This window comes from Ureibacillus galli (assembly GCF_014836845.1).
GTDB lineage: Bacteria > Bacillota > Bacilli > Bacillales_A > Planococcaceae > Ureibacillus > Ureibacillus galli.
The window spans coordinates 20,607-31,379 of record NZ_JACSQA010000037.1; the positions used below are offsets into that span (position 1 = coordinate 20,607).

Annotated in this window: 15 protein-coding genes; 11 read left to right on the forward strand and 4 right to left on the reverse strand. The window is 36.3% G+C overall.

Annotated features, from left to right (window positions below):
* Positions 1 to 27 precede the first annotated feature (27 nt).
* From yunB to H9636_RS17060, 3 genes are all read left to right on the forward strand, one after another.
* Positions 28 to 786: a sporulation protein YunB gene (yunB, locus tag H9636_RS17050; protein ID WP_191708788.1), complete on the forward strand. Its 759-nt coding sequence runs from the start codon at positions 28 to 30 to the stop codon at positions 784 to 786.
* 126 nt (positions 787 to 912) lie between these two features.
* Positions 913 to 1,830, forward strand: coding sequence for a lipoyl synthase (gene lipA / locus H9636_RS17055; RefSeq protein WP_191708775.1), 918 nt, complete (start codon positions 913 to 915; stop codon positions 1,828 to 1,830).
* 175 nt (positions 1,831 to 2,005) lie between these two features.
* Complete coding sequence (locus tag H9636_RS17060) at positions 2,006 to 2,359, forward strand: YutD family protein (protein WP_191708776.1); 354 nt, start codon at positions 2,006 to 2,008, stop codon at positions 2,357 to 2,359.
* 41 nt (positions 2,360 to 2,400) lie between these two features.
* On the opposite strand, the gene H9636_RS17065 is transcribed toward H9636_RS17060, so the two are convergent.
* The gene (locus H9636_RS17065) at positions 2,401 to 2,667 is read right to left on the reverse strand and encodes a DUF3055 domain-containing protein (RefSeq protein WP_191708777.1); all 267 of its coding nucleotides are present in this window, start codon (positions 2,665 to 2,667) and stop codon (positions 2,401 to 2,403) included.
* A 91-nt stretch (positions 2,668 to 2,758) separates the two neighbouring features.
* On the opposite strand from H9636_RS17065, the gene H9636_RS17070 reads away from it, so the two are divergent.
* Positions 2,759 to 3,214 carry a DUF86 domain-containing protein gene (locus tag H9636_RS17070; protein ID WP_191708778.1) on the forward strand — a complete coding sequence of 152 codons (456 nt, stop codon included), beginning with the start codon at positions 2,759 to 2,761 and terminating at the stop codon, positions 3,212 to 3,214.
* On the forward strand, positions 3,211 to 3,984 hold the full coding sequence (locus H9636_RS17075) for a TIGR01457 family HAD-type hydrolase (RefSeq protein WP_191708779.1): 774 nt from the start codon (positions 3,211 to 3,213) through the stop codon (positions 3,982 to 3,984). The genes H9636_RS17070 and H9636_RS17075 overlap by 4 nt, the downstream gene beginning before the upstream one ends.
* Positions 3,985 to 4,075: 91 nt before the next feature.
* Here H9636_RS17075 and H9636_RS17080 read toward each other — a convergent pair whose 3' ends face one another.
* A complete protein-coding gene (locus H9636_RS17080; RefSeq protein ID WP_191708789.1) occupies positions 4,076 to 4,312 on the reverse strand; it encodes a YuzB family protein in 237 nt (78 codons plus the stop codon).
* Positions 4,313 to 4,505: 193 nt separating this feature from the next.
* Between H9636_RS17080 and H9636_RS17085 the strand changes: the two genes are divergently transcribed.
* Positions 4,506 to 5,579 carry an NAD(P)/FAD-dependent oxidoreductase gene (locus tag H9636_RS17085; protein ID WP_191708780.1) on the forward strand — a complete coding sequence of 358 codons (1,074 nt, stop codon included), beginning with the start codon at positions 4,506 to 4,508 and terminating at the stop codon, positions 5,577 to 5,579.
* 79 nt (positions 5,580 to 5,658) lie between these two features.
* Here H9636_RS17085 and H9636_RS17090 read toward each other — a convergent pair whose 3' ends face one another.
* Positions 5,659 to 5,988 carry a YuzD family protein gene (locus H9636_RS17090; RefSeq protein ID WP_191708781.1) on the reverse strand — a complete coding sequence of 110 codons (330 nt, stop codon included), beginning with the start codon at positions 5,986 to 5,988 and terminating at the stop codon, positions 5,659 to 5,661.
* 85 nt (positions 5,989 to 6,073) lie between these two features.
* Here H9636_RS17090 and H9636_RS17095 point away from each other — a divergent pair, with 85 nt between their 5' ends.
* A complete protein-coding gene (locus H9636_RS17095; RefSeq protein ID WP_118876334.1) occupies positions 6,074 to 6,310 on the forward strand; it encodes a NifU family protein in 237 nt (78 codons plus the stop codon).
* Between the two features lie 48 nt (positions 6,311 to 6,358).
* Here the strand turns inward: H9636_RS17095 and H9636_RS17100 are convergent, their stop codons facing one another.
* Entirely contained in the window at positions 6,359 to 7,063 is a 705-nt protein-coding gene (locus tag H9636_RS17100; protein ID WP_191708782.1) for a DUF2225 domain-containing protein, read from the reverse strand.
* A gap of 207 nt (positions 7,064 to 7,270) precedes the next feature.
* On the opposite strand from H9636_RS17100, the gene H9636_RS17105 reads away from it, so the two are divergent.
* From H9636_RS17105 to H9636_RS17120, 4 genes are all read left to right on the forward strand, one after another.
* Positions 7,271 to 7,645 (forward strand): HesB/IscA family protein, encoded by a 375-nt coding sequence (locus tag H9636_RS17105; protein ID WP_191708783.1) that lies wholly within the window; start codon positions 7,271 to 7,273, stop codon positions 7,643 to 7,645.
* A 122-nt stretch (positions 7,646 to 7,767) separates the two neighbouring features.
* Positions 7,768 to 8,265: an NUDIX hydrolase gene (locus H9636_RS17110; protein ID WP_191708784.1), complete on the forward strand. Its 498-nt coding sequence runs from the start codon at positions 7,768 to 7,770 to the stop codon at positions 8,263 to 8,265.
* Positions 8,266 to 8,438: 173 nt separating this feature from the next.
* Positions 8,439 to 10,235: a carbon starvation CstA family protein gene (locus H9636_RS17115; protein ID WP_191708785.1), complete on the forward strand. Its 1,797-nt coding sequence runs from the start codon at positions 8,439 to 8,441 to the stop codon at positions 10,233 to 10,235.
* Positions 10,236 to 10,339: 104 nt separating this feature from the next.
* Entirely contained in the window at positions 10,340 to 10,669 is a 330-nt protein-coding gene (locus H9636_RS17120) for a YuiB family protein (RefSeq protein WP_191708786.1), read from the forward strand.
* Positions 10,670 to 10,773 lie beyond the last annotated feature (104 nt).

The window sequence follows — 10,773 nt, forward strand, 5'->3', positions numbered from 1 at the left end:
TTGATTTCTCGTCAGCCGAAGAGAATGATGTTTTACAAACCGAAAAAAATGAAAAAAAGGAAAAAATCAAATAGATTTACCTTATTTGTCTTTGCATTTGTCGTTTGTGTTACGTTGTTTTTATATATATTAAATGCTCGTTTAATGCCAACATATGTTCAATATGCTGAAGTTCAAACAAATAAAATAGCTGCCCATGTAGTAAGTAAGGCGATTAATTCGAGAACATCTAGCGTGTTAGATGTGAATGAAATTATCGAAGATTTGCCAACAGAATCAGATTATATGGTTACAACAAAATTTAATACGGAAATTATCAACCAAGTTCGTGCAGAAACGACTGCACTTGTAAAGGAACATTTAGAATTAGCGGAGCAAGGGGATTTATCCCAATTGCCGGATTTAGAAAATGTAGAATATGATGTAAGTGAAATTCAAAAGGGGGATGGAATTGTCTTTTTCGTTCCCATTGCCCAAGCATTAAATCTCCCGTTATTAGGAAACTTAGGTCCAAGGGTGCCGATTCGGTTTCATATTATCGGAAATGTAAATAGTGATGTGGCGACTTCCTTTAAAGAATTTGGGATAAACAATGCCTTAGTTGAAGTGAATATTCATTTAACCGTAACCGTTCAAATTATTATTCCATTTGCGAGTCAACAATCAACAGTACAACAGACGATTCCTGTTGCGATTGGGTTAGTACGTGGTCAAGTCCCTCACATTTATACACAAGGTGGGGAAGGGGCACAGCCTTCTATCGAGGTACCAGTACCATTCGATTAAAATACAAAATATTATCGTCAAGTAAATTTTAACTTTTTTGAAAGTTAGTTGTATTCGTTTGTCCGATTATGTTACATTGACATCAGTATGTATAATTTTGTTTATTTTGATAGGGGCTGATAAAGTATGACTAGTAATCCAACTAATAATAAAGAACAAATTTTACGAAAACCCGAATGGCTAAAAATTAAATTAAACACGAATGATGAATATAAAGGTCTAAAAAAATTAATGCGCGAGAAAAATTTGCATACAGTATGTGAAGAAGCGCGCTGCCCAAATATCCATGAATGTTGGGGAGAAAGAAGAACGGCTACAATGATGATTCTTGGGGCAGTCTGTACACGGGCATGTCGATTTTGTGCTGTTAAAACAGGTTTGCCAAATGAATTAGATTTAGCAGAACCAGAACGTGTAGCAGATTCTGTTCAAATTATGAATTTAAAACATGTCGTTATTACAATGGTTGCCCGAGACGATTTAAAAGATGGGGGAGCAGGTGTACTAGCTGAGACAGTTCGTGCAATTCGCCGCAAATCACCCCAAACTTCTGTCGAAGTGTTACCTTCTGATTTAGGTGGACTAGAGGAAAATTTAAAAATGGTGATGGATGCAAGACCGGATATTGTAAACCATAATATTGAGACGGTTCGACGCTTAACGCCAAGAGTTCGTGCCCGTGCGAAATACGATCGTTCACTAGAATTTTTAAGAAGAGCTAAAGAGATGCAACCAGACATTCCGACAAAATCTTCCTTAATGATTGGTCTCGGTGAAGAATGGGATGAAATATTAGAAGTGATGGACGATCTGCGAGCAAATGATGTCGACATTATGACAATAGGACAATACTTACAACCTACGAAAAAACATTTACCTGTAAAAAAATACTATACTCCATTAGAATTCGGTAAATTGCGCAAAATTGCAATGGAAAAAGGATTCAAACATTGTCAAGCAGGGCCATTAGTACGTAGTAGTTATCACGCCGATGAGCAAGTAAATGAGGCGACAAAAGCAAGACAATTACAAGCGGAAGTATAAACATAGTTCGTCCTTTCCCTTGTGAATAAGTAGTGAATAAAGAAAGTTCATTCATTTTGTCTTTTTGCGCTAATAGAAAGACAAATGGATGAAAAAATGAATCAATAATTTACACTGGAAGCAATGGATAGGGTAAAATAGGTCCATGTGATTTGAAAAGAAAGGGGGAGTTTCGATGATTATAGCAGAAGGATATGCATATGAAATTATTGAAAATGTTCGTGATGGTTTTCAACAGGATGCCTTTATAGCTAGATACTCAGATATTTTAACAAAATATGATTATATCGTTGGTGACTGGGGATACGGACAGCTTCGTTTAAAAGGCTTTTTTGACGACAAAAACCAAAAAGCAACTTTTGATACGCGCATTAGTACTTTTGAAGATTATTTATTTGAGTACTGTAATTTTGGTTGTGCATACTTTATTTTAAGGAAAACGGGAAAGGCCCCGAGCCAAGTCGAATCCATTTCTAAAGTAGAGCCTATAGAAGTTCAACAAACTCCCGAAGAAATAGAACAAACTTAAACATAATGCCGTGTTTGCTAAAATAGCAACACGGCATTTTTTTATGCTAATAATTCAGTTAAATACTCTCTTAAATCTTCCGCTTCTTCTTCAGATTTATGAAAAACATGTTCTAAGTAGCCAGGTTCTTCTACATCATCTTGTCCAATAATCGCAAAACGGCCCATTTGCATGTCTAATACTAATACTTTTCCAAAAAATCGAGTCGACTGCATAATGGCTAAATCATATCGTAATTTTTTACCTGTAAAACTAACAAATCTTGTTTTTGTATCTTCTACATCATCATATAAGAAAAATCGCTCCATATTGTATAGTACTCCTTCCAATTCTAAAGAATATGTTACTATAGAAGAGAAAGTACTATCAACCTTTTTAGATTTGAATGGGGGAACCATTATGTATTTTGTAGATCGAAATAAAATAACAATCACTTTAAAACATTTAGACGAGATTACGTCAATTTTTGAAAAAAAAGAAGAGAATTGGCTTAAAGACGATATTTCGATATTAGCTTTACAACGTATTGCTCATAATGTGATGGAAGCAATGATGGATGTAGGGAATTATATTATTGATGGCTTTATAATGCGTGATCCTGGTAGTTATGAAGATATTATCGATATTTTAATCGATGAAAAAGTTGTAACGAGCGACATGGAAAAGCCTTTAAAAGACGTTGTAGGCTTGCGGAAAATGATTGTAAGGGAATTTGTTAACGTTGATAATGAACATGTATTAAAAGTGCTTACAGACAGTTTAGATACGATTAAACGTTTCTCTCCATTAGTTGCCAATTACTTAGAAAATGAACTTGGCCCAGTTTCTGCCTTTTTACCGGAGAATGAGGCATGAAAAATTATAAAGCCTACTGTTTCGATTTAGACGGGACGGTGTATCGAGGAAAAAAAGGGATTGATTCAGCTGTTCGTTTTATTCATCAATTACAAAAAAATAACATCGATTATTTCTTCGTAACAAACAATTCGTCAAAAACGAGAGAGCAATTACAACAGGCTTTAGCCAATATCGGAATTGATACGCCAACTTTTCGTATTTATTCGAGTGCATTAACGACGGCTAAATATGTAGCAGAACATTTTGATCAAGCGACGATTTTTATGGTTGGTTCTGATGGAATTCGTACAGCATTGGAAGCAGAAGGAATACGTATAGTGGACACGGATGAAGCAAGACCAGATGTAGTTGTAATGGGAATTGATCGGACAGTGGACTATATGAAATTAGTGAAAGCTTCCCTCGCTGTTCAAGGTGGGGCAAAACTAATTGGCACAAACGAAGATATCCGTTTCCCTTCCGAACTTGGATTCTTACCTGGAAACGGTTCCTTTGTCAATTTAGTAGCGAATGTCGCGGCAGTGGAACCAACTTATATTGGGAAACCTTCTCCTGTGATGCTTGAAGTGATTCAGCAAGAGTTCGGATTTGCCAAAGAGGATATGGTCATGGTTGGAGACAATTATGATACAGACATTTTATGCGGGATTCGATTTGGCTGCGATACAATCCACGTCAATACTGGTGTTATAAGTACGCATTTAGTTTTACAAAAGGATCAAAAACCTACTTATTGTGTAGAAAATTTAGACGAAGTAAATCAATAAATAAAATCCGCGACTCACTTTGAATTGCACCTGAATTATTAGAAACAAAATCTAACAATTACAGGTGCTTTTCTCGTGCGCGGATTTTTTATTAGAAAAGGGGATTTTCCTCTATATATTGATAAATCTTTTTAGTCAGTTCATCAGGTGTATCGGCTTCTACGACATCCCCATTGACAAGTGCATAAAAAGTTTGGTCACACAAACTACAGTAACTTAAACATCCATATTCAAGGACATCAATATCTGGGTCATTTTCTAATATGTCATAAGTTTCTTGAGCACCTTTTGCTAGATTGCTAATGCAAAACTCTACTAATGGATTCAACTGCATTTCACCTCACTCTAGTGACATGCTACTCTGTTTTACATGTTTCGTCAAAGAATATATTTTTGTGAAATTCTTCACAAAAAGTTAGTAAAAGATATTGTGAAATATCTCACAATGAGATATACTCTTTATGGATAAATTGTGAACGATGACTTACACAATTAGAAACGAGATATAGGGGAGTATTTTTATGAAAAGACTTGTATTACTAGGTGGTGGCTACGGCAATATGCGTATTTTGCTACGCCTATTACCGAACAACTTTCCACAAGACACAAAGATTACATTAATTGACCGTACACCATTCCATAGCTTGAAAACAGAATTTTATGCTCTTGCTGCTGGAACAACAACGGATAAAAATGTTCGTGTTACTTTCCCAGAGAATGAGAGATTAGAAACTGTTTACGGAGAAATTACAGAAATTGATCGAAAAGAAAAAAAGGTTATTTTAGAGAATGGCCAATTTATTCCGTATGACGATTTAGTGATTGGATTAGGTTGTGAAGACGACTATCACGGTGTTCCTGGTGCTGAAGAAAACAGTTATAGTATCCAAACAATTGCGAAGTCACGTACAACGTTTGAAAAGCTATGTGGTTTACCACCGGGCTCTGTCGTAGGGATTGTCGGTGCAGGCTTAAGTGGAATTGAACTTGCTAGTGAATTACGTGAAAGTCGTTCAGATTTAAAAATTAAATTATTTGACCGTTCCCCACGTATTTTACGAGCTTTCCCAGAAAAGTTAAGTAAGTATGTAAAAGATTGGTTTGTAAAAAATAATGTTGAAGTTATTGCAGAATCTAATATTACGAAAGTAGAACCTACTCGTTTATATAACAATGACGAAGTAATTGAAGTGGATGCTGTCGTTTGGACTGCAGGAGTTCAACCTGTTAAAATCGTTCGTGAAATGGATGCTGAGAAAGATAATAAAGGGCGCCCGTTAGTTACTCAATATTTCCATTTAGTTGATGATGAACATGTATTTGTTGTAGGAGATTGTGCATCATCTGATTTACCTGCAAGTGCTCAGCTTGCAGAGGAACAAGGAGAACGAATTGTAAAAGTGTTAAAACACCGATGGAACAACGAGCCTCTACCGGAAAAAATGCCTGAAATTAAATTAAAAGGCTTTATGGGATCGTTAGGGAAAAAACAAGGGTTTGTTCATCTAGCTGATACGACAGTTACAGGTCGTATTGCCCGTTTAATGAAATCAGGCTTACTTTGGATGTATAAACGTCAAAACGATTCTCAATAAGGGTAAATAATTTTCAATTAAAACAAACATAATAAAAAAACAAAATCATTATTAATGATTTTGTTTCAATGGAACATTTTTATACGGAAGGAACTAATCCAAGTTTTTCTAACGCCGAAAAGACGGGTTGGATTTGTATATAACCTTCACCAATAACTTCATTATTAATGAGAACAAGTGGATAGAAAAATTCATCATTTTGAATACGTTCTGCCCATTCTTGATCCCGTTCGCTATCAAGAGGTTGCTCGATATCGATGTAACGAATTGAAAAGGGTTGCCCAGGGAATTTGCGGCTAATAGCAGCTTGTAGCCATTCATATGTATCTTTTGATGAAGGAGCGTTGACACAGCTGGCACAAATGACTTCTGCACCATAAATTTCGATAACGGGATGATTTTCTGTCATAATTTAACAACCTTTCATAAAACGGAATTATGGATTTTTTTGTTTCTTCACATTATAATAATTTTAGTGAAAGGAGTCGAGAAAAATGACAGAATTAGAACAAAAAGAACAAGTACAAGAAGTTTTAGATAAATTACGCCCATTTTTACTACGCGATGGTGGCGACTGTGAATTAGTAGATGTAGAAGATGGTGTTGTACGTTTACGCTTATTAGGCGCATGCGGAAGCTGCCCAAGTTCTACTATTACTTTAAAAGCGGGTATTGAACGTGCACTATTAGAAGAAGTACCTGGAATCGTTGAAGTAGAACAAGTATTTTAATGCATAAAAAAACTAACGTTTACAATATGTAGACGTTAGTTTTTTTCGTTAATCGTCAGATTCTCCTCTATTTTGTTCCCGTGCGGAACGAACAAGTTGCCATTGTTCTTTTGCCATTTTCAATAGTTTTGCTTCACCACTTGCTTGTTGATTCTCAATCAATTTGGAGAAAAAGCGAGTGGCTAACTCATAATCTTCTATTCTTCTAGATAACTCCGCTATCATATACAAAATGCGTGTGCCTGACATTTGTGTACCAGCATAATCTTCATTGGAATAGGAAGTTAAATAGTGATCACGAGCCATTTTTACAAAGCGTTGCTCTTGTGGGAGATTGTTTAAACTTCGATACAACCAAGCAATACGTAAAGTTAGACCTGCTAACGTTACGGCCTTTTCTTTTTTCAATATACCGCACATAAAAGCTAATTTATATGCTTCCAATGCTTGGGCAGTTGTTCTTTCCTGATTAAATGAACGTTTCGTCCATTTATTGGATATTTGTGCCGTAATTTCTTCCTTCACTCCAGGTTGGAAGTATTTTGAAAAATCTTCTGTAAAGGAAAAACCACAATGTTCACAAACAAAAACATTATAGTATAATGCATTTACGGTTGAATCAGAATAAGTAGGACAAAAATCGCTATCAGTATGTATCACTTTAACAAATTTAGATCGTACCTTATTCGTTGGAAAAGATTTTTTACAACAAAGACATTCAACTTTTTTCTCATAGAATGGTGACAATTCCATACGATTGGACCTCTCATTTTAAGTTATTATAAGACTATTATAACTATTAATGTATTCAGTGTAGTGAATACAATGAACTATTTATGATAAAATAGGAATGTTTATTATTTTAAATAGAATAGAAAAAGTTAAGGGAAACGAAAAGCACATATCTTTCTTTTTGTTTCCCTCCTTGATATGATTATAATTAGAAGGAAGGTGAATGGGATGACAAGTGAAAAGAAAGTCATTGAGTTAACAGAGGCTGCCTCATTTCGTGTAAAGGAAATGCAACAGCACAATGAAGAAGAAGGTTCCTTTTTACGAGTAGCTGTACATGGCGGAGGTTGTAGTGGTCTTTCTTACGGCATGAATTTTGATAACATTCAAAAAGATGACGATTATGTAGATGAACAACACGGTTTAAAAATTCTTGTTTCCCGAGAAGATGCACCAATCTTAATGGGGACAAAAATTGACTATAAGCAATCTTTAATGGGTGGTGGCTTCACCATCGACAATCCGAACGCCATCGCATCGTGTGGCTGCGGTACTTCATTTAGAACAGCTAAAGTAGAAGGTACACCGGAAGTTTGTGACTAATAATTATTAAAAATTATATAAATCTTCTTGTTGGATAATCTCCTTCAAGAAGATTTTTTCTATTTAGAAGGAAAAGAGTATAATAAATGGAAAAGTGTCATTACTGAAAAAGGGGAACGGATATGAAAAAGGATCGAGGGCTAGTTTGGCTTGGTGTTGCGGGCGTGGTCATTAATTCAGAAGGAAAATGGCTTGTTGTGAAAAAGAAATATAGCGGGTTAAAAGGGGTATGGTCATTGCCAGCTGGCTTTGTAAAAGCAGGAGAAACGGCGGATCAGGCAGTAGTTCGTGAAGTGAAAGAAGAAACGGGTATAGATTGTGAAGTGACAGGGTTAATTGGTTTTCGGTCTGGAGTGATTCGGGAAGAAATTAGCGATAATATGGCGATTTTCCTTTGTCGCATGAAAGATGAGAATCAGGTAATTCAAATCCAGGAAATAGAACTTTCTGATGTTCAATGGCTAACTGAGGATGAAATTGCTAGAAAAGGAGAGTCTTCCGTTATGTTAGAGGAAATGGCCCATCAACAACTAGCAAATCATCAACTACATAAAATAGAGGGCGTTAATCCAGGGGATATTTTTCAATATACAGCTTATAAATTATTCTTTCATAAATAAAAAAGCGATTATGTAAAATTGTTAAAGTACATATCGTTGTATGCATGTTATAAATGGTACTTTCATATCTTTATGGAAAGTGCTCGAGCTACTTTACATCTAAAAAATAGAGAGATTCATAAGCCCAGTTTACTGTTTATAGTTAAAATTTCCAATAAGGATGGAGGGAAATTATGAATGCTTTATCCATTGTAATTGGGGCTGTGTGTGTTTTAATTATTGGCTACCGATTATATGGCTATTTCTTTACGAAAAAGGTTCTAAGAATAAATGAAAAGGAACCGACACCAGCTCATGTATACAACGATGGGAAAGACTATGTACCAACAAACAAATGGGTAGCTTTCGGTCATCACTTCGCCGCGATTGCTGCAGCTGGGCCATTAGTAGGGCCCGTATTAGCAGCTCAATTTGGCTATTTACCTGGACTTTTATGGCTTCTTATTGGAGCTGTTATTGGTGGTGCAGTTCATGATGCTGTTGTTTTATTTGCTTCAATGCGTCGGAATGGGAAATCGCTTTCAGAAGTAATGAAAGAAGAACTAGGTCCTGTTGCAGGGTTCTGTACAGGTCTAGCGATGCTGTTTATTATTACGATTACAATGGCAGGATTGTCGATGGTTGTGCTTGGTGCATTGGAAAGAAATCCATGGGGAACTTTTGCTGTTGCCATCACCATTCCGATAGCAATGCTAGTTGGTGTGGCGTATAAAAAAACGGGGAATTTACTCGTTACTTCAGCTGTTGGATTTATTTTATTAATTATAGGTGTGTTTGTTGGTCCATATATTCAAGGCACGGCTCTTGGTGACTTTTTAACTTTCGATCGTCAAACGTTAGCAATTATTTTACCTGTTTATGCTTTCTTTGCTGCTGCTTTACCTGTTTGGTTCTTATTAGCACCTAGAGACTATTTAAGCAGTTTTATGAAAATCGGTGTATTTATTGCGTTAATTGCTGGCGTATTTTTTGTAAATCCAATTATTCAATTCCCAGCAGTAACAGAATTTGTTCATGGTGGAGGCCCGATTGTAGCCGGTCCAGTTTGGCCGTTTGTATCGATTACAATTGCTTGTGGGGCGATATCCGGTTTCCATGCGTTTATCGGTTCAGGGACAACGCCAAAAATGTTAAATCGATGGGAAGATATACGTGTTGTTGGTTTTGGTGCGATGCTCGTCGAAAGTTTAGTAGGGGTTATGGCGCTAATTGCAGCAACAGCTCTACATCCAGGAGACTACTTTGCGATTAATTCGGCACCTGCTGTATATGCGACTTTAGGAATGGAGCCAGTGAATTTAGCCGCTTTATCCCAAAGTATTGGAATGGATTTAGAAGGACGTACCGGTGGAGGCGTTTCACTGGCGGTAGGCATGACGCAAATCTTCACAGGTATTCCGTGGTTTAGTAACTTTTCTTCTTATTTCTATCAGTTTGTCATAATGTTTGAAGCAGTATTTATTTTAACGGCCATTGATGCAGGGACACGAGTCGCACGGTATTTAATACAAGATTTCGTAGGGGAAGTTGTCAAACCATTGAAGCGAACAGACTGGCTGCCTGGCACGATTTTTGCTAGTGCTTTAGCTTGCTTCCTATGGGGCTATCTATTGTACTCAGGCGAAATTGGGCCGATTTGGGCACTATTTGGTGTTTCCAATCAATTAATGGCATCGATAGGTTTAGTGGTAGGGGCTACCGTTATTTTGAAAATGGCAACGAAACGAATTTATGTATGGACCTGTCTAATACCATTAATTTATTTATATATTACAGTGAATGTTGCGGGAATATGGATGGTGAAAAATGTTTATTGGAATAGCGCAGCTTCGGGATACTCCGTATTAAATGGTGTGTTATCCATTATTATGTTAATTTTAGGGTTAATTATTGTCGTTACGGCAGTGAAAAAATGGATTCATCTTTGGAATAGTCCACGGTTTATAAATGGAGTAGTAAAAGCAGGATAGACATTTAGTGGATGTCTCTTAATAGGAGGCATCCACTTTTTATATTTGAAAGCTAACCTCTTATCATGTAAACTAATGAGAGGAAAACGGAGGTTATACATAATATGAGTGATTCAGTTTCGTTAGTGCAATTAATCATCTCAGTCGTTCTTTTCTTCGTCATGTTTTTTGGAATCGGTTTCTTACTAAACATGCTTTTACGTATGACTTGGTTAATGGCTATCGTTTATCCAATCGTCGTTGTATTTATTATTGATGAAGTAAGCTTTTTCGATTATATTTTTAAACCTGGGACTGCTTTCCCAGCATTAGTAGACAAAATTCAAGCTTTGCAAGTCGTTGATATTTCCATTTTAATCGGTGGATTTGCAGGGGCGATCGTAGCTGGATTTGTCATGATCTATCTTCGAAAAGCTGGATATCGTATGTTCTAAAAAAAGACTGGCTCCATATGAGCCAGTCTCAGATTGTCGACAAAAGGCCTTCAGAATGGTCACATTCTGAAGGCCTTTTGTAATTTTGAACGTTTTTCGGGTAT

Coding starts and splice junctions, on each gene's coding strand:
- H9636_RS17090 (WP_191708781.1), bottom strand. CDS start 5,988: ATGACAGAAAATCATCCCGTTATCGAAATTTATGGTGCAGAAGTCATT.
- H9636_RS17085 (WP_191708780.1), top strand. CDS start 4,506: ATGAAAAGACTTGTATTACTAGGTGGTGGCTACGGCAATATGCGTATT.
- H9636_RS17100 (WP_191708782.1), bottom strand. CDS start 7,063: ATGGAATTGTCACCATTCTATGAGAAAAAAGTTGAATGTCTTTGTTGT.
- H9636_RS17070 (WP_191708778.1), top strand. CDS start 2,759: ATGTATTTTGTAGATCGAAATAAAATAACAATCACTTTAAAACATTTA.
- H9636_RS17105 (WP_191708783.1), top strand. CDS start 7,271: ATGACAAGTGAAAAGAAAGTCATTGAGTTAACAGAGGCTGCCTCATTT.
- yunB (WP_191708788.1), top strand. CDS start 28: ATGTTTTACAAACCGAAAAAAATGAAAAAAAGGAAAAAATCAAATAGA.
- H9636_RS17095 (WP_118876334.1), top strand. CDS start 6,074: ATGACAGAATTAGAACAAAAAGAACAAGTACAAGAAGTTTTAGATAAA.
- lipA (WP_191708775.1), top strand. CDS start 913: ATGACTAGTAATCCAACTAATAATAAAGAACAAATTTTACGAAAACCC.
- H9636_RS17115 (WP_191708785.1), top strand. CDS start 8,439: ATGAATGCTTTATCCATTGTAATTGGGGCTGTGTGTGTTTTAATTATT.
- H9636_RS17065 (WP_191708777.1), bottom strand. CDS start 2,667: ATGGAGCGATTTTTCTTATATGATGATGTAGAAGATACAAAAACAAGA.
- H9636_RS17060 (WP_191708776.1), top strand. CDS start 2,006: ATGATTATAGCAGAAGGATATGCATATGAAATTATTGAAAATGTTCGT.
- H9636_RS17075 (WP_191708779.1), top strand. CDS start 3,211: ATGAAAAATTATAAAGCCTACTGTTTCGATTTAGACGGGACGGTGTAT.
- H9636_RS17110 (WP_191708784.1), top strand. CDS start 7,768: ATGAAAAAGGATCGAGGGCTAGTTTGGCTTGGTGTTGCGGGCGTGGTC.
- H9636_RS17120 (WP_191708786.1), top strand. CDS start 10,340: ATGAGTGATTCAGTTTCGTTAGTGCAATTAATCATCTCAGTCGTTCTT.